We start from the raw sequence: 18,817 nt of genomic DNA, 5'->3' as shown, positions 1-18,817 counted from the left end.
ATAATCATCCTCAATCTAGTTCTTGACTTTAAGTTGGTTTATCAAGCATCGCCAGGTTATAAGAATGCATTATTATCAAGGCAAAATTTTATTGAACTTTTATAAAAAAAATGAGGTTCACCTCAAATTAATTTTCTTTATCAATTAAAAATCTATCTTGGCACATTTTATTTCAGCAACAACCATAAATTTCAAGCCTAAATTTGCCATCAATTTCTGAATAAGTTAGAAATGTTTTTTTAACTCCATGTCCAAAATTACAACGCATTTTATTATTAGCAATTTTTGAATTAGCACTAATAAAGCGTGACTTGAAAGTATAAATATAATATGTTTCGGTTTTCAACCTCTGGTTTTGACTATCTGTTAGTGCTAAAATTACAAATCTTAAATTGCTTATGTTTGATTCAAGTTTTCTTAACCTAGCAGCTGGACGATTTTTGTTCTTTAAGTGATAGAGATGCTTTTTTCATCGAGTTTGAATGTCAGTTGATTCACCAATGTAACTCATTTTTAAATTGTTTTGGCTATCAAGTGCAAAAATCAGATAAACTCCTTGTAAATCCTTTTCAAGTTCAAAAACTGAATTCATATCATAAACTTTTTTATTTTTAATTACTTGATTTAAAACTTTTGTACAATAGTTAATGTTTAGAGCCTTATATTCTAAAGAGCGAGAATTTTTAATCTTCATAATTTGAACAAATTTGCGATTATAGATCATCAGAAAAACTCCTTATCAACTTAAGTATTGTTATTTTAGTAGTTCAAAAATTGTTTTTAACATTGGTGCTGTGCCTTCGCTTTCAAGACGCCCCACTCCACTTAAATCAACATGAATAAAGGGTTTATCTTCTACAAAGGCTTGTAAAAATGCTGCAGCAGTTGAAGAACCAGCCTCAGCACCAGGTTCAGAGTTAACTAGATCTGCAATTTTTGAACGTTTCATTACATCTAAATGCTCTTCTAGTAGTGGTAATCTTCAACAATATTCTTGAGCTTTTTGACTTGCTGTGCTAAATTCTTCACAGAATTTGTCATTATTGCTAAACATACCCACAAATCATCTTCCCAAAGCAATGCGGATTGCACCAGTTAAAGTTGCTGCAGTTATAATTTTTTGGGCTTTTTGTTCTTGTAAAGCATAAGTGATTCCATCTGCAAGAACCAATCTGCCTTCAGCATCTGTATTGGTAATTTCAACAGTTAAACCCTTCATTGATTGATAAATTGCTTCTGGTAACATGGCAGTTTCACCAATTCTATTATCTGTTAACACTGCAATTGCAACCACATTACATTTTGCTTTAGCTTTTGCTAAGGCCATTACAGCACCACAAACCACAGCTGTTCCTGTCATATCAAACTTCATATCTTTGATATAAGGTGAAGATTTTAAATTATATCCTCCACTATCAAAAGTGATACCTTTCCCCACCAAAGCAACTTTTGGTGCTTTTGGATCTCCAACGTATTCTAAAACTACTACTCTTGGCTCAATTTTTGACCCAGCATTGACAGCCAATAACAACTCCATTTTTAAATTCTGGATTTCAGTTTTATTAAGGATTGTAGTCTTAATACCCCCAACTTCATTTGCCTTTTGTTCAATTAATTCTGCAAGTTTAATTGAAGTGGCAATATTTGGTGGAAGATTTTGTAGATCTCTAGCAAAATTGCTAAATTCAGTTTTTAAAGCTAGCTCAGAAAATAATGAAGCTCAGGTTTCAGAAACTAAAAAGTTAAAACTTGGTTCAGTTTTTTGTGTAGTTTTCATACTTAATACTGGATGATTTTGATACATTAAAGTTTCAATAACTGCTTGCATTAAGTCAATGTTGTTTTGAAAAACTTCCACAAATGAATCTAAGTCAATATTTAAGTCATACTTGTTCTGTTTGACAAATTTTTTAATAATAGTTTGTATCTTTCTAATAGTGGTTGCCTCAGTTAAACAAATGTATAAAGTTTTTTCTGTATCCACTAGTGTTGTCTGTCCGGTTTTTTGAATAAACAAACTAGATTTTGTATTTTTTTTATAGGCACTGAGCTTTAAAAAATTTGTTTTTAAATTTTTTGTTATCATAATTCCCTCACTTTTTATATAAAAATAATAACACCAACAGCTGCATTTTACAATTTAAAAAACACCTAAAATATTTAGATGCATCAGGAATTTCATTAGTCACTTTAAATTTTAAAACATTTAACTTAGATTTAGAAATTTTTAAAAAACCTAGCTCTTTAAATAATCTAGTAAGTTTGATATTATAGAGCTATCAAGAGGAGGAAATTGAATGAGTGGGATTAAATTTATATTAAAAATGATGCCAGTTGCTGCCTTGACAAGTATTCCAGCAACTGTTGTATCATGTGGAAAAGAGAATAATATGGTAGAAGTATATAGCTTAGATAGGACTAATGGTAAGCCAGGAACAAATTTTGAAAACTCAGGCATTACTATTATTGATAAAACTAAAGTCGAAAGATATTCTTTAGAAGAAGCACTTCCAGAAGGAATATGTAAAATAACATTTTACTTTAAAGACGGTACTTTTGACAATACACAAAACAAGTGATGATCTGGTTATAAACATCAATATATTGCCTACTTTAAAGACATCTTAGGTCTTGATTATAATGAAGAATAGCATTAGCTATTTTTTTTATTCACACCTTTTATAGTGAGCTAGTCTTAGATGCAAGAAAATTAATTTTTACCAAAGTAGTTTTCTCCAGGCTCTCATTAAAAATTATGTGAGGATTAAATTAAATATCATAGATGCAAATCTACTAATGCTAGTGTTGGGTGTTGAATTTAATTATAAAATGCTTGCCAGCTTTTGAAACATATTGTAAGTTGAATTTTTTTCTTATAAGTTTTTTAAACTTTGGTGAGTTCAACAAGATTTTGCCAATAATTTGCGCCTAAATAACTTGAATTGCAAGTCAGGCTTCAAGTCAAAAAAACTAGTGTCAAAGACACTAGTTTTAATGTTTTATATTGTTAATTATTTTACAATTGAAACTACTGATCCAGCACCAATAGTTCTTCCACCTTCACGGATTGAGAATTTAGTACCTTGTTCAACAGCAATTGGTTTAATTAAAGTAATTTCTAATTCAACGTTGTCCCCAGGCATAACCATGTCAGTACCTGCTGGTAAAGTAACTTCACCAGTTACATCAGTTGTTCTGAAGTAGAATTGAGGACGGTATTTGTTAAAGAATGGTTTGTGACGTCCACCTTCTTCTTGAGTTAAAGCATAAACTTGAGCTTTTAATATTGTATGTGGATTAATTGTTCCTGGTTTTGCAAGAACTTGTCCACGTTCAATATCAGATCTGTCAACCCCTCTTAACAAGGCTCCAACATTATCTCCAGCTTCAGCAAAGTCAAGTAATTTTCTAAACATTTCAAGTCCAGTAACGACAACTTTTTTACGTTCTTCAACTAGTCCAACAATTTCAACTTCTTCGTTAACTTTAACAACTCCACGTTCAACTCTTCCAGTTGCCACTGTTCCACGTCCTGTAATAGTAAAGACGTCTTCTACTGGCATTAAGAAAGTTTTTTCTTTATCACGAGCAGGAGTTGGAATGTAGTCATCAACTGCATCCATTAGTTCTTCAACTTTTGAAACTCAGTCTTGTTCACCATTTAATGCTCCAAGAGCTGAACCTCTAATAACAGGTGCTCCATCTCCATCAAATTCATAAGCACTTAGTAATTCTCTTACTTCCATTTCAACTAAGTCGATTAATTCTGCATCATCAACCATGTCACATTTGTTTAAGAAAACTACAATTGCTGGAACTCCAACTTGTCTTGATAACAAGATGTGTTCTCTAGTTTGAGGCATTGGTCCATCAGTTGCAGCAACAACTAAGATAGCCCCATCCATTTGTGCAGCTCCAGTAATCATGTTTTTAACATAATCGGCGTGACCAGGACAGTCAACATGAGCGTAGTGTCTTTTGCTTGTTTTGTATTCAACGTGAGTTGTGTTAATTGTAATCCCACGTTCTCTTTCTTCAGGAGCATTATCAATGTTTGCGTAATCTTTAAATTCTGCTCCTCCTTTTGCAGCCAATACTTTTGTGATTGCTGCTGTTAAAGTAGTTTTACCGTGGTCAACGTGTCCAATTGTTCCAATGTTAACATGTGGTAAACTACGGTCAAATGATTCTTTTGCCATTTTGTTCATTTCCTTTCATTTAAATATGACCAAATGTCATACTTAATTTTAATTTTTTTTTATCTAAATTACAATAGATTTTATTGATTTTCTTGGGCATCTCTGCCCGTTAAAAAGCACTATTTTCCAGATTTTTTTATAATTTCTTCAGCAATGCTTTTTGGAGCTTCGTTATAGTGACTGAAAATCATTGTATAATTTCCACGTCCTTGAGTAAATGATCTCAATTCAGTTGCATAACCAAACATTTCAGATAATGGTACTTTTGCTTTAACAGTTTGTGCATTTCCTCTTTGTTCTGAACCTTCAATTAAACCACGTTTTGATGAAATGTTACCCATTACATCTCCATAGTATTCATCAGGAACAGTAACTTCAACTGACATAATTGGTTCTAATAGCACTGGATTGGTTTTTTTAGCAGCTTCTTTTAATGCTAATGAAGCTGCAATTTTATATGCCATCTCATTTGAGTCGACATCATGGTATGATCCATCAACAATGGTTGCTTTAACATCAATCATTGGGAATCCAGCCAAGACCCCATTTTGTAAGGCATTTTCTAGCCCTACTCTGGCAGCATTGATGTATTCTTTTGAGATTTTTCCCCCAACAATTTTGTCAATTCACTCAAACCCTTTATCTGTATTTGGTTCAAATTCAATCACAACGTGACCATATTGTCCACGTCCTCCTGATTGTTTAACATATTTTCCTTCAACCTTAGCAGCTTGACGGATTGTTTCACGATATGAAACTTGAGGTGCTCCAACATTTGTTTCAACTTTAAATTCACGTTTTAAACGGTCAACAATAATGTCTAAGTGTAGTTCACCCATACCAGCAATGATTGTTTGCCCTGTTTCTTCATCTGTGTAAGTTCTAAATGTTGGGTCTTCTTCAGACAATTTATTTAAAGCAACACCAAGTTTTTCTTGGTCTGCTTTTGTTTTTGGTTCCAAAGCCAAGTGGATAACTGGTTCTGGAAACACCATTGATTCTAAGATAATTGGGTGTTTTTCATCTGCAAGAGTATCTCCTGTTGTAGTATCTTTAATACCAACTGCAGCAGCAATATCTCCAGCATAAACTTCTTCAATTTCTTCACGGTTGTTGGCATGCATTCTTAATAAACGTCCAACTCTTTCTTTTTTGTCTTTTGTAGCATTTAAGACATAACTTCCTTTGCTTAAGATTCCTGAGTAAACTCTAAAGAATGTTAATTTTCCAACAAATGGGTCTGTCATAATTTTAAATGCTAAGGCTGAAAATGGTTCTGCATCTGAGGCATGTCTTTCAGCTTCCTCACCATTTGGCAATACCCCTTTAATTGAGGGTACATCTAAAGGAGTTGGTAGATAATCAACAATGGCATCTAACAATAATTTAACTCCTTTATTTTTGAAAGCAGATCCTGCAAGCACTGGGAAAAACTCAGCTGAGATTACCCCTTTACGAATTGCAGATTTCAATTCTGGAATTGTTATTTCTGCTCCATCTAAAAATTTCATCATTAATTCTTCATCATATTCAACTGCAGCTTCTACAAGTTGTGCTCTTAGCTCTTCAGCTTGAGCTTGTAAATCTGCAGGGATGGGAATTTCTTTTGCAACTTCATCAGCTGCTCCATCATAATGTCAAGCTTTCATTTCTACTAAGTCAATGATTCCTGAAAATTGATCTTCAGCACCAATTGGTAATTGAATTGGTGAAGCTTTTGCTCCTAAACGATCCCCAATTGATTTTACTGAGTAAATAAAGTCAGCTCCTGTTTTATCCATTTTGTTTACAAAAACAACTCTGGGAACTTTATAAGTGGTTGCTTGTCTTCAAACTGTTTCAGTTTGAGGTTCAACTCCACTTTGTCCATCTAAAACAGCAACTGCACCATCTAACACTCTTAAAGATCTCTCAACTTCAACTGTGAAGTCAACGTGACCAGGAGTATCAATGATATTAAATCGGTGTCCTGCTCAAAATGCTGTAGTTGCAGCAGAAGTAATTGTAATACCACGTTCTTGTTCTTGTGCCATTCAGTCCATTTGTGACTCACCTTCATGAGTTTCACCAATTTTGTGAATTTTACCAGTATGGTATAAAATACGTTCTGTTGTAGTTGTTTTACCAGCATCAATATGGGCCATAATACCGAAGTTACGAGTATTCTCTAAACTAAATTCTCTAGGCATTTTATGTTCTCCTTATATCTGTTTTTATCAACGATAATGTGCAAAGGCTTTATTAGCTTCTGCCATTTTGTGAGTATCCTCACGTTTTTTAACTGATCCACCAACTCCATTTGATGCATCAATAATTTCATTAGCAAGTCTGTCAACCATTTCTTTTTCATTTCTTAGTCTTGAGTAATTGATTAATCATCTCAATGCTAAGGTAACTTTACGATCTGTTGAAACTTCAATTGGAACTTGGTAGTTTGCTCCCCCAATACGACGAACTTTAAGTTCTAAATGTGGTTTGATGTTTTCAATTGCTTTATCAAAAACTTCAATTGGACTTGTTCCAGTCTTCTTTTCAATTTGCTCAAAAGCTTTATATAGAATTGATTGAGCTGTTCCACGTTTTCCATCTAGCATAATTTTGTTAACTGCTCTAGTAACTAACTTTGAATTATAAACTGGATCTGGTAGAACATCTCTCTTTTCAGCTTGGTGTTTACGCATAATAATTTGCTCCCTTCTACTTTTATTTGACTGCTATTAACTGTGTATTTACACTCTTAAATTACTATTTTTTTTCTTTTGGTCTTTTAGTTCCATAAAGTGAACGAGATTGCATTCTTCCATTAACCCCAGTAGTATCTAAGGTTCCACGAATAATGTGGTAACGTACCCCTGGTAAGTCTTTAACCCTTCCCCCACGAATTAAAACAACACTATGTTCTTGTAGGTTGTGTCCTTCTCCTGGAATGTAAGCTGTAACTTCCATTCCATTAGTTAATCTAACCCTTGCATATTTACGCAAAGCAGAGTTGGGTTTTTTAGGTGTCATAGTAGCAACCCTTGTACAAACTCCTCTTTTTTGAGGCGATGAAATTCTAGTTACTTTTTTAAGTAAAGTATTAACTCCTCTGTTTAAAGCAGGAGCCTTAGTTTTTCATGTTTTTGCTTTTCTTGGTTTTCTAACTAATTGATTGATTGTTGCCATTGTGACTTCCTCCTTTCCACAATACCGAGTGTATTGTCTACACACAAAATATATTATATATTAAATCAGGTACAATTGTATAGATTTTTGTGAAAATTTTGTTTTTTTCAACAATAAAAGTACTGCTCAGGAGTAAACCCACTCTGTACTTAGTTGGTTCTTAAATACTTTTATCATACTCCATGTTTTGCAAAGCTAACAATCTTCTTGAGAAATATTTTTTATTTTAAACCCATAAAATAAAAAGAGATTTAAGAATCTCTTCTGTGCTAATGTTTTCAAATCTTTTAAATATTAAAACTAGTTTTTTTGAATAGAACTGTTGAAACTCAACCAAGTGTTGGAGTAATCCCCATCATTAAGACTGTTGAGGTTCAATATAGGGCTTGATTAATTTCTTTCATTTGAGTTCTTTCTATTCAATATGTATAAATTCCATCATCAGTGATAATTGGTTTTCCAATTTCAAAAACAATTGGATCTAAATCATCATTATATTGGAACACATTTGTAATAAAGATGTGTAAACCTCCATAATTTAAAAAACCATCAAGAATTTTACTTTTCATTTGAGTGATCAATGCTACAATTTGTAGAGCAAAAATAAAAACAAAGTAACATAATAAAATTGTGAAAATTGCATTTGCAACAATTGCTTTTTCAGATAGAAGCAAAGAAATTGTTACAAAAATCAAAGCTAACATAATTATAAAAATATAGATTTGCAATCCCCCAAGAATAACATTTAATATCAATTCCTTAACATCAACAGCTTGACTTGAAATGATAATCATTATCAAATATGCCGGAAAATAAGTAATTGTTAAAACTAAGATTAAAAATAATATTTTGGAAATGAGAATTTTTGCTTTTGAGATAGGTTGAGTTAATCAAAGTGAAATTTGGCCAGTATGCAGTTCTTTTAATAGAATTTTATTAATAAAAATAACTGCAGTTAGCCCATAAAAAACAATCCCTAGACCATTAAATAAAAAACTATGTAAAAGAGAAATTGAAGTCATTGCTAAGTTTCTACCATGACTTCCACTATCCTCTGTTGTTTGACGTTCTCACAAAACTCCATTACCAATTGAAAAACCTTTTGATAATAATGGAAGTAGCAGCATTGTTAGCATAAAAACAGTTCAAATTATTGAAAATGTTAGAATTAATCTTCAGTGAATTTTAAAATGACTTGCAATGACATTAAATATTTTCATCAAATAATTCCCCCACAGCTTTTGTTTTAAATACCCTGATAAACTCTTTTTGGATTTCATCTGTGCTAGAATCATTTATCTCAAACTCTCTAGCCAGTACACCTTCACTAATGAAACCAACTCGATCACATGTTTTTAATATCTCATCAAAAATATGTGAGCAAAATATTATTGTTGTTTGAAATTCATTTTTAAATTTTAGAATTAAATCTTTAAATTGCTCAGTGGCAGCACCATCTAAACCTCTTGTTGGTTCATCAAGCACTAAAAACTTTGGCTTATGCACAACAGCAGCAATAATTGCTACTTTTTGTTTCATACCACTAGACATTTTTTTTATTTTCCTTTTTACATCTAATCCAAAAAAATCTATTAGTTTTTCAACAAATTCTCATTCAATATTGCTTTTAAGTTTTGCTGCTATTTTTAAATATTCCAGTCCACTTAAACCATCATACAGTGCAATTTCTCCTGGGATATAACCACAAAAATCCATAATTTTTTCTGAATTCTTATATGGAGCTAAGCCATGAACTAAAATTTCGCCTTTATCTGGCTTGATAAAACCTAAAATTTGTCTAATAAAAGTCGATTTACCAGCTCCATTTGGCCCCATAATTCCATAAACTTCTCCATCATTAACAGTTAATGAGATTCCAAAATTACCAGCATTTTTACTATATTCTTTAAAAATATCTTTTGAAACAAGCATTTTTTTCCTCCTTTTTAGATATTTTAAAATATTTTAAGCCACATTATTAGTATATCAAATTTTTGATTATTTTAAAGCACCTCATACATAGCTTTTCTTATTATATGTGGTCCTTTGCAAATTCTTTTCATATTTACTGTGGTTAAATAAGAGAGAAATGGAGATAATTTTATGAAATTACAAACTAATTTAACAAAAACTGAACTTGAAAGATTAAAGCAAAATCTAACAGCTAAAAACTATTTAAGTTTTACAGAAACTGAACATGATTTGACAAATTTTGACCTAAATCAAGCCAATGAGGCTGTTGAAACAAATCGCTTAGCAGCAGTGGCTATAACCCAAGCAGCAGTTCAAGCAATTGATGCTCAACGTGATGAATTTGGTGAATTAGCTTGAAATTTAACGATTGAGCGTAATAAACTTTTAAAAGAATTAGATCAAGTTTCTTGGAGTGCTATGGTCCAAACTAAAAATAATCATATTAAGGCATTAAAAAAATTTGTAATTGAGTATAACTTAAATCTAGAAGAAATTGCTGATGAAAGTGAACAACTACAAAAATTAATTTATATTACAGTTGATGGTAATAATCTCTTCTTAAATTTTAGTAGTGATTTTGCTGAACTTGAGTTCAACATGCAATCTTTACATCCCAATAAAGCACTAAGTTTTGTGCAGCACTTTTATCAAACAGTCACTAATAATTAGAATAGCTCTATTTTAGGGATAATATTTTTGAAAACCTCAGGTTCAATCAACCCCTCTTGGTATGGATAAGTTAACACAATTCTTAGAGCAAAAATGAACAAGTAGTTTGTATCTAAATAACGCATAAACATTTTAATACGTGCAGCTGTAAACTCATCAGTTTGAACTTCTGATAGTTTTTGATAACAAACTTGAAAGGTTCTAATGTATTCAATTAAATTATCCATTAATTTGGCAAAAGCAGTTTCTGCTTGCAGTTCACTTATTTGATTAACTAGTTTATTTAACTTATCAAAGATAATTAAAGGGTCATTCTTTAATTCCAATTCATCAAAACCTTTAACAAGTTCAATTGATTTTTGGCCAACAATTTGGACTGCAGTAGCTACAATTAAGTCTAAACCAACTTTTGTGGTTACAGTTCCAACTGGTAAAGCTTCATTTTTTAATGAACTTTCAAATGATAAGATAGCAATAACTGCACTTTGTAAAACAGACATTAAATGATTTAAAAGAATTGATTTATCAAGATTGTTATCATTTGGTTTTCAATCACTAAAGGTTTTATCCAAAGCCACTCCCAATGCATCTAAATCTGATCGGGTTTTTAATTCTTGATTATTTTTGAAAAATTCATCCATATTATCTGGTATTTCAAACTCATTCCCACAATTGTCTTTAAAATTTTTATAAACATCATCTACCACTTTAACAATGATACTTTCATATTCAATTGGCTTTATTTGATTCATATTAAAAACTCTTTTCTATACATTTAAATAATACCTTATTTTTTATTATAATTATCTTATAACAACAAAAAAGGGAGGAAAAAATTATGATTTGAGGAGAAAGTAATTCAAGAAACTTCTTACAATGAGCAGATTATTGTCGCAGTAATGCTTTAAAAGAAAGAGGTATCACCAATACAGTGGGTCCAAATTTTACAACTGATCGCAATTCAGTTCAGTACCAACAGGCCAAAGAAGATCTCTTAAATGCTATTCAAAAAAGTCTCACTATTAGTGTGCAACAACTCTATAATACACTACCTGGTGCATTAATTGCTAATCCAACTTTAAAGAATGTGCTCTTACAATTATTTTTAGAGGATAATATTCAAATTCAAGCACAAGGATCAAGCCTTTCTGAAAGAGAAACTAACTATACTTTAGTTTTTGTTAAAAAGGCTACAAAATCACCACCAAAACCCAATCCAAGCTTTGTTGGAGATCACAAACAATCAAATATTGAAGATTTAATTGATAATGATTGGAAAGCCACTGGTAGAAAGCTTGATTTTGACCCAAAAACTCAACCAAAGCGAGAAAATTTAAATGTTAGTTTAAAAAGAACTCCTCGCCCAACAGTGGCTACACCTGCTGTTAAGCCTGTAATTGATCTGCCAAAACCTGTTCAACAAGAGGTTCCCCAAGCACCACCAGTAATTACTACACCAAAAGTTGAAATTCCAGTACAAAATCAAAATATTACCTATATTGAGATTCCTAAACCTAAACCAAAAGAGGTTGAAGTTCCACCAGCATTCATACCAGAATTAAAACCTAGACCAATTGTTAAACAACCTGAACCTATTGCAGATTTAACTATTTTTTATGGGTTGACTGCTCTCCAACTCTACTTTATTGAGGCATTTCTAAGGGATGCACTTCGCAAAGAAACAGATCCTGGAGCAATTAAGGAATTAAAAGAATTGGTCAAATCAAAAGCAGACAGAATTTATCTTGAAAATAAAGTCAGTATGAATATTGGTTTAAAAATCTTGGTTGGTTTGTCATGTTTTATTCTGATTGGTTTTATCATAATTGCTATCAATTCACAAAACAAAGTACGCAACCAAGCTGTGAAAAGCTATCAAGTCAAATATAAGGAGCTTGGTTATGAAACCTTAAAGACTAAATTAAGAGAGAAGTACCCAAAAATCATTAAATTTTAGAAACAAACATCTAAGATGTTCTTAACAGAGACCTAATTTTGTGCTCTGTTTTTTTGTCTAAGCTATCACATTTTAAAATAGTGCGCTGCTCAAAAATGTTCAAAATAAAACTTTCTGAAACTTTGATTTGGTTAGTATCTTCTAAGAGTAACCTATTTAAAAAAACCTGAGCACAGTATTTTTCAAGATAATTAACTCGACTTGTTTTTAATTCAATTTGGTAAATGTGTTGTTTATTGAACAATACTAAATCCAAATGACCAATAAATTCAGCTTGTTCTGTTAAGTAAAGCAAAGTTTGATCACAAATAATTTTACTAATATCATATTTATAACAAAAATTATTTATCTCAGTAATAAACCTTTTTGTGGCAGCTAAATGGTCTTTGTTGGTGCATTCCCCTTCGATAAAGACTATTTTTTGTCCCTTCTTATTTTTGATGCTATGAAAAATCTGCATTTTAATACAATTTAAGCGATTAATTGCATTTTCTACAATCACTGGTTTGATATTATCTGCATATTTATACTCTTGTAGTAGAACATCATTTGTGGTTTTAATTTTTGACCTAGATTCCACTAAAGATTCACTCAATCTTTTTAAATAAATATTTGTTGGATTCAGTTCAACCCCATCATTTAAATGGTATTGTTGTTCATAATTATCTCAAGTTATATACTCACTAATGTTGTTTAATAATTTTTGTTTCATAAGTATATCTTAAAGAAAAAAACAACTAAATCCCAAAAATTTTTTAGGTTTTTTTAATGTTTATGAATGAAAGCACCATAATTTACAGTCAGTTCATTGGCAAATTAATATAGAATAAAAAATACTCAATTAATAATTGAGTATTTAAACAAAAATTAGTTTATTAAGCTTTTAATCTCCATAATTTCTTGTTTTAATTGACTTATTTGGTCTTGCATTATTATTTCTCGCTTTTTAAATTCATTTATTTCAGCCTGCATTAATAGTTCTTTTTGTCTAAATTCCTCTTCGCGTCTTTTGAACTCTGCTTCACGTTTTTTGAATTCTGCTTCGCGAGCTTTGAACTCTGCTTCACGTGCTACAAATTCTGCTTCACGTTTTTGAAAATATTGAAGTTGTTCAAACATCTGTGCTTCCATCATTTTTTTGGTTCTTTCAATTGCTTCATCAACAAATTGTTGACAGTCTGATGGTATGTCATCAAAATTGAAGACGTTTAGCTCCCTTTTGGTAGCATCAATAGTTTTTTTAAACATTTTTCTTTCCTTTCCAGTAAAAACTTTCTCAAGTCTTTCTTACTCTCTAACTAGTATATCATCTAACCTATCAATTAATTTTTCAAATTGCATTTTGATATCTGCATCAGCAATAATAAGGAATACTTCCCCTATTTTTAACTTTAAATTCATAATTAATTATGTCCTTTCAATTTATCTGTTTATAGTTTGATTTGTAGATCTTATAAACAAGTAATTAAATTCTGATCTACAATTAATTAATCGTTAGCAAATAACAAAATTTGCACAATTTTTTTAAAAAAATCTTTCATTATATTTCAATAAATACATAACTTATTTTGCTTTTACTTGGTTTCATTTAAAGTCAAACAAAAAATACTCAACTAATGATAGTGAGTATTTTTTTGATTAATTTATTAATTTTTTAAGTTCCATAATTTCTTGTTTTAATTCATTTATTTCTGCTTGCATTATTAATTCTCGTTGTTTAAATTCCTCTTCACGTTTTTGAAAATATTGAAGTTGTTTAAACATCAATTCTTCCATTTCTTTTTTGGTTCTTTCTATTGCCTCATCAACAAATTGTTGACAACTTGCTGGTACATCATCAAAATTGAAAACATTTAGTTCCCTTTTGGTTGCATCAATAGTTTTTTTAAACATTTTTCTTTCCTTTCTGGTCAAAACTTTCTCAAGTCTTTTGTACTCTTTAACTAGTATATCATCAAATCTGTCGATTAATTTTTCAAGTAGCATTTTGATATCTGCATCAGCAATAATAAGGAATATCTCTCCTATTTTTAATTTCAGATTCATAATTAATTATGTCCTTTCAATTTATCTGTTTATAGTTTGATTTGTAAATCTTATAAACAAGTAGTTCAATTCTGCTCTACAATTAATTAATCGTTGGCAAATAACAAAATTTGCACAATTTTTTAAAAAAAATCTTTCATTATACTTAAATAAATACATAATTTATTTTGTTCCTTACAATTTGATTCAAACATGTTTTTCAGCATTTTTGTATCCTCTTTTACTGAAGTTCTTTCAAGTTTTTCGAAAACAAAAAAACTACTTTTAATAAGTAGTTTTTAAAGGCTGTTAATAAAACTAATTAGTTATTTGTTTCAGTCTTATTATAGGCATGTTTTTTTGTTAAAGTTGCAATTAAAGTTTTTGGAGATGTAGAGTTCTTAATTTCTTCTACAGATTCTGAGACTTTTTCTAACTTAACATTAATTTGTTCAACAACAGTTTCAAGTTTTACCATTTTTACATCAATTTGTGAAATTTTACTGTCTAAGAAATTTGTTCTTTCATTAATGACTTTAACAATATCTTGATCTGAAACTTCTGTTGAAAATGATGTTGGTGCAAGTACTGGTTCAGAAATATTTAAACTAGCCATTTGGAATGGTACTGCAATATTTTCACTTACCTCTGGTGCACTTAATGGTGTTGGTGCAAGTACTGGTTCAGGACTAGCTTCACTGAAGTTTGGAATTGTGAATCCAAACGGACTTGCTGTTGTTGGTTTTTCAACACTAGATGTCAAAGTAGTTTCGATTGTTGAACTTGCAAGCAAGTCAGGTTGTTGGAAGTTAATATCATTGTAAATAATTTCACGATCTGCATTAACAGACTGTTCTGTTGTTGGAAGTTGATCTAAATCCATGTTAATTGCTACTTCTAAACGTGCTTTTAGATGTTCATCAAATTCTTCTTTTGAAAGTTTAACCTCAGGTTCAGGTTGAACAATTGGTGTTTCTAAACTTGGTGTAAAGGTTGTGAAATCAAATGCTGCTGGAGTTGCTTCAGGAGTTGCTTCATTTTTAACATCTCCATCCAATAAATAACTGTAATCTTTTTGTTCATAGTTTAGATCTTGATAAATTCCAGTAATATCTGTGTCTATCAATGGTGAACTTGCTGGCATTAATTCAGCAACATTCATGTCAATTGCTAATTTAAGTCTTTGTTCAACATAGGGATCTGCATTATGAATTTTAGTTTCAACATGAGGTGTGTAAGTTTGAGTTTGTTTAATAGTTGGTGGAGTTGCAATTAAATTAGCAAAAGCTTGGATATCTTCAACTTCTGAACTTGAAGTTTTTTCAACTTGATTTAATTCAGCAAAGATTTCACTGGCTTCAGCTTCAACATCTCCCACCATTGGTGATTGAAAAACTTCTTGTCCACCAGACTCTTCTAGTGGGAAATTTGTCATGCTAGGCATTGGTTTGATTTCATCACCAAAATCTGTAGTTTTAGTAATATCTGACCCTGTTCCTAGAAAAGTGTCATCAATTGAGATGAAGTCTAGATCAAAATCTTGAGATAAACCGATTTTGTTACCAAGCTCATTAAGTTTTTTGATTTTACTATTCAGTTTTTCAACAATTTTCAATTTCTTACTTTCTTTTAGGTTTGCTAAATTGTTTGAAAAACTATCTTTTTCAGTGCCAAGAGCTTTATACTCTTTTTCTCAGGCTGAATACTTTTTTGTTTTCTTAATTTTTGCAAGTTCCTCTTCTGAAATTCTTGAATTTCTTGTCATATCAAATTCACTAACTTTCTCTTCATCACCTAAACCTAATTGCTCAGTGATCTCGTTGATTGCTTTAACTAGTCGATTGTAAGACCAGATTTCCTCATATTTTTCATTTAAATTCAAAACTGATACTGTAGCTTGTAATTTTTCATCCAAAGCCACTAGTTGTGCTTTTTTTTCATTTAAGATTTCATATTTAATTTTTCATTTTGATGATCCTTTTGGCAACATAGAACTAGAATTTTGATTTGCTCTCTCATTTTGGTCCAGTATACTTTGCTCTTGGCGTTTTTTTACTGTTACCAAATCTATGTTGCCAATTAACTTTCCCTCTTTATTTACCTCTTTTTCAAATTTTTTCTCTTCATGGTAGATTGTGATCAAGTTTCTTTCTTCAGCATAATTGCTGACTGCTTCTGCATCAAACAAGACAATTTCTAAGAAAATTCATGCTGTTAATAATAACCCTGATGCAATTAAGACAATTACTTGCCCATATAACATTCCACAAATTGGGAATAAAATTAAGATAAGTTTTGTAAATGGTTTTGAAATTTTTTGTTTCTTTTTCAATCTCACTAATTCTGAGATTGCTACAGCAATTAAAGTGATTGCAATTACTCCTAATGCTCCCATAATTGAAAAAACTTGTAAGTTTCCCAGACTGTAATCTGGGTTAATTCCTTCTGTTCCAATTGAATTCATAATACCAATTGGTGTTAAGACTCAGGCATTTCAACCTCCTGTAGTCACTAATTCACCAAATTGTTGAGTTGGTCCTTCAACTGTGATTACCCTAAAGAATGGTAATGCAAATGGTTGGTTGGTTAATCAAATGATAACTTTTAACATAAAGTCATTTGAAAACATTAATCCCCCAAGATATGGGAGTGCTGCAAGAAATCCCAGCAGCAGGGCAGCTGTAATCACAAAGATTCATGCTGCAATTACTAGAAATGTAAACATAATTTTGCCTCCTTTATTTTAAATCTGACCAGTGTACTCCTGGAATTTTAATAACATTTGTATTTTGATTTGCCTGATTTTGTTTGGCAAAATTGTTCTGAATGTTAATTGCTTGATTTTGCTCTAAAGCATTACCAAATTGTTGTAAACGCTGTTCTATTTCAGCTTGACTTCTTGGGTCTATTTCAATTTTTGGTGTTCTTAGACCTGGATGTTCTTCTCATTTTTGACTTGTGAAGAAATTTAGTTGTGGATTTTGGTACTGTGCTTCAGAAACTGGTTCATCTGCAAGTATCTCAGGATTGAAGCCCACATCCATAATTTTATCAATACGTTCTTGTTCTTCATCTCGCTCTTTTGAAGCGATTTCATTGGCTTGTCTTTGTAAATTTAGATCAACTCTGATTCTAATATCATTTTGCAACAAGCTTTCTTTGTTGTGAATTGCTGGCATTGACTGTCCTGGTTGGAACCCCATTGTTGGTTGTACCGGCGGACTAGTGAATGGCATTGGCTTTTCAAATTGATTCAAGTTTTGATTCATGTTTGGCTGTCTGATTGGAACAAGCATCTCTTGTTGACTTGCAAAATCTGGCAGTGGACTACTTTGAGTTATCCCAGAAAGTTCAGGTCTTGATGGTCTTGCAAAAGTGACTTGATTTAAATCACTTGGTGATTCAAATGATCTTGGGAAAACTTCTTGACTTGGAATTGGTTGAGCAACTTGAGGTTGAACAAATTGAGTTAATGAATCTAGTTCTGTTTCAAAATTGTCCTCTCCAGGTATCTCAAAGTAACCTTGTTCTGGTTCTTTAACACTTTCGGTCATAATCAGAATTGGTTTATCACTAATAAAACTACTAATTTTCATCAAAACTTGATTAACAATTTCAAATTTTTTAGCCTCTTGTAAAATTTCTGAACTTATTTGAATTATAAATTTCAAAGTTGGAATACTTACAAAAACTTCATAAATAAATTGTAAGATTGGTGTGATTTCAGAAAGTTCTAACTTATCAAAGTTCTCAATAATGACTGGAACTGCAATTTTGTCTAAACCATAGGCTCCTAGAGCTGTGTTAAACTCTTCTGCAATTAAACCAATTGGGTCAGTTATACCAATTTCTTCCACTATTTGATCAAATTCTGAATCTGTTTTACCATACTCAGTTGCTGCTAAACAGATTGAGGTTTTTTCTCACAAGACTCGCTTATCATCAAGTGATAATAGTGGCAATAAGTTAATGGCTTTTTTTAATAAAAATAAGTCTGGAGCAGTATATTGATAAACTTCTTGAGCATCAATCTGGATTTGTTGACCAGTTGGTAATAAGTTTAAAAGCTCTTTAAGCATATTTTCATCACTGTTAGCCACTATTGCGTAAACTTGACCTGTTAAAGTGTTTGTATTTAATGCCTCAGCAAAATTCTTGTAAGTCATTTGCTCATGTTGAATTGGTTCAGGACGAGTGATTTTTATTTCACTTGGCACTACTGGTTCAGGTGCTGAGAGTGGAGACTTAAAGTCCAACTTTGGTGGACCTTGGTTAAAACTTGTGTTATTTAGTGGTGATCTCATTGGTTCAATGCCTCCAAGTGGTGGAATTCTTTGTTGTTGATAATTTTCACCAATACTATTTTGTGGTGAAACTATTGGAGGTTGTGGATTAAAGTTAACTGGAGGCATCAGATTTGGATCTTGTCACTGCTTTGGCTCAGGATTAAAGTTAACTGGTTGAGCAAATGCTGGAGGTTGATTTTCAAATCTTGGTGTCAGAGGTTGACTTTGATTAAAGTTTGGTGCTGGTGCAGTGTTAAAGTTGGGATAACTTTGACTCTGACTTGGAGCTGGTGTGCTAGCTTCACTTGGAGGCATTGGAGTCATTCCAGGTCCAAATGGTGGTACTGCATTTTGATTCTTTTCACCAATTAGGCTCTTAATAAATGATGGCATGACACCTTTATCTTGAGTGAACCCCATTTGGGCACTAAGTCTTGCATATTTTTCACGTTCTTTTTCGACTTCAACTTTTTGTTTTTGGTCGTCTTCACGTTTCTTACGCATTCTTTCAAATGGATTAACGTACATATTTAGCCCCCTAT

Annotated in this window: 17 protein-coding genes; 3 read left to right on the top strand and 14 right to left on the bottom strand. The window is 31.6% G+C overall.

Translation table 4 applies throughout. The features are described from left to right. Window positions 1-127 precede the first annotated feature (127 nt). Window positions 128-724 (bottom strand): GIY-YIG nuclease family protein, encoded by a 597-nt coding sequence (locus SCLAR_RS00870; RefSeq protein WP_100254068.1) that lies wholly within the window; start codon window positions 722-724, stop codon window positions 128-130. Between the two features lie 30 nt (window positions 725-754). Beyond that, the gene (locus SCLAR_RS00865; protein ID WP_169921829.1) at window positions 755-1,984 is read right to left on the bottom strand and encodes a M17 family metallopeptidase; all 1,230 of its coding nucleotides are present in this window, start codon (window positions 1,982-1,984) and stop codon (window positions 755-757) included. 313 nt (window positions 1,985-2,297) lie between these two features. On the opposite strand from SCLAR_RS00865, the gene SCLAR_RS00860 reads away from it, so the two are divergent. Then, window positions 2,298-2,651 carry a hypothetical protein gene (locus tag SCLAR_RS00860; protein WP_100254066.1) on the top strand — a complete coding sequence of 118 codons (354 nt, stop codon included), beginning with the start codon at window positions 2,298-2,300 and terminating at the stop codon, window positions 2,649-2,651. A gap of 360 nt (window positions 2,652-3,011) precedes the next feature. On the opposite strand, the gene tuf is transcribed toward SCLAR_RS00860, so the two are convergent. From tuf to SCLAR_RS00830, 6 genes are all read right to left on the bottom strand, one after another. Continuing rightward, window positions 3,012-4,199, bottom strand: a complete 1,188-nt coding sequence (gene tuf / locus SCLAR_RS00855; protein ID WP_100254065.1) for an elongation factor Tu — start codon at window positions 4,197-4,199, stop codon at window positions 3,012-3,014. Window positions 4,200-4,318: 119 nt separating this feature from the next. Further along, window positions 4,319-6,388 (bottom strand): elongation factor G, encoded by a 2,070-nt coding sequence (fusA, locus tag SCLAR_RS00850; RefSeq protein ID WP_100254064.1) that lies wholly within the window; start codon window positions 6,386-6,388, stop codon window positions 4,319-4,321. A 24-nt stretch (window positions 6,389-6,412) separates the two neighbouring features. Next, complete coding sequence (gene rpsG / locus SCLAR_RS00845) at window positions 6,413-6,880, bottom strand: 30S ribosomal protein S7 (RefSeq protein ID WP_100254063.1); 468 nt, start codon at window positions 6,878-6,880, stop codon at window positions 6,413-6,415. Window positions 6,881-6,944: 64 nt separating this feature from the next. After that, entirely contained in the window at window positions 6,945-7,364 is a 420-nt protein-coding gene (gene rpsL, locus SCLAR_RS00840) for a 30S ribosomal protein S12 (RefSeq protein WP_025363570.1), read from the bottom strand. Between the two features lie 287 nt (window positions 7,365-7,651). Further along, complete coding sequence (locus tag SCLAR_RS00835; protein WP_100254062.1) at window positions 7,652-8,584, bottom strand: ABC transporter permease; 933 nt, start codon at window positions 8,582-8,584, stop codon at window positions 7,652-7,654. After that, window positions 8,571-9,296, bottom strand: coding sequence for an ABC transporter ATP-binding protein (locus SCLAR_RS00830; RefSeq protein ID WP_100254061.1), 726 nt, complete (start codon window positions 9,294-9,296; stop codon window positions 8,571-8,573). The genes SCLAR_RS00835 and SCLAR_RS00830 overlap by 14 nt, the downstream gene beginning before the upstream one ends. Before the next feature lie 171 nt (window positions 9,297-9,467). Here SCLAR_RS00830 and SCLAR_RS00825 point away from each other — a divergent pair, with 171 nt between their 5' ends. Further along, entirely contained in the window at window positions 9,468-10,007 is a 540-nt protein-coding gene (locus tag SCLAR_RS00825) for a hypothetical protein (protein WP_100254060.1), read from the top strand. Here the strand turns inward: SCLAR_RS00825 and SCLAR_RS00820 are convergent. After that, window positions 10,004-10,759 carry a hypothetical protein gene (locus SCLAR_RS00820; RefSeq protein ID WP_100254059.1) on the bottom strand — a complete coding sequence of 252 codons (756 nt, stop codon included), beginning with the start codon at window positions 10,757-10,759 and terminating at the stop codon, window positions 10,004-10,006. The genes SCLAR_RS00825 and SCLAR_RS00820 overlap by 4 nt on opposite strands. Before the next feature lie 86 nt (window positions 10,760-10,845). Here SCLAR_RS00820 and SCLAR_RS00815 point away from each other — a divergent pair, with 86 nt between their 5' ends. Next, a complete protein-coding gene (locus SCLAR_RS00815; protein WP_100254058.1) occupies window positions 10,846-11,964 on the top strand; it encodes a hypothetical protein in 1,119 nt (372 codons plus the stop codon). A gap of 10 nt (window positions 11,965-11,974) precedes the next feature. On the opposite strand, the gene SCLAR_RS00810 is transcribed toward SCLAR_RS00815, so the two are convergent. The 5 genes from SCLAR_RS00810 to SCLAR_RS00790 form a co-directional block, all read right to left on the bottom strand. Further along, window positions 11,975-12,676 carry a hypothetical protein gene (locus SCLAR_RS00810; protein ID WP_100254057.1) on the bottom strand — a complete coding sequence of 234 codons (702 nt, stop codon included), beginning with the start codon at window positions 12,674-12,676 and terminating at the stop codon, window positions 11,975-11,977. 155 nt (window positions 12,677-12,831) lie between these two features. Further along, a complete protein-coding gene (locus tag SCLAR_RS00805; RefSeq protein ID WP_100254056.1) occupies window positions 12,832-13,212 on the bottom strand; it encodes a hypothetical protein in 381 nt (126 codons plus the stop codon). A gap of 390 nt (window positions 13,213-13,602) precedes the next feature. Continuing rightward, on the bottom strand, window positions 13,603-14,010 hold the full coding sequence (locus SCLAR_RS00800; protein WP_100254055.1) for a hypothetical protein: 408 nt from the start codon (window positions 14,008-14,010) through the stop codon (window positions 13,603-13,605). Window positions 14,011-14,311: 301 nt separating this feature from the next. After that, complete coding sequence (locus tag SCLAR_RS00795; RefSeq protein ID WP_100254054.1) at window positions 14,312-16,714, bottom strand: hypothetical protein; 2,403 nt, start codon at window positions 16,712-16,714, stop codon at window positions 14,312-14,314. A 13-nt stretch (window positions 16,715-16,727) separates the two neighbouring features. Next, complete coding sequence (locus SCLAR_RS00790; RefSeq protein WP_100254053.1) at window positions 16,728-18,803, bottom strand: hypothetical protein; 2,076 nt, start codon at window positions 18,801-18,803, stop codon at window positions 16,728-16,730. Between the last annotated feature and the right edge of the window lie 14 nt (window positions 18,804-18,817).

This window comes from Spiroplasma clarkii, from assembly GCF_002795265.1.
Taxonomy (GTDB): domain Bacteria; phylum Bacillota_I; class Bacilli_A; order Mycoplasmatales; family Mycoplasmataceae; genus Spiroplasma_A; species Spiroplasma_A clarkii.
Note: the sequence above shows the minus strand (reverse complement) of the source record. Positions and strands in the feature narration are given on the sequence as shown.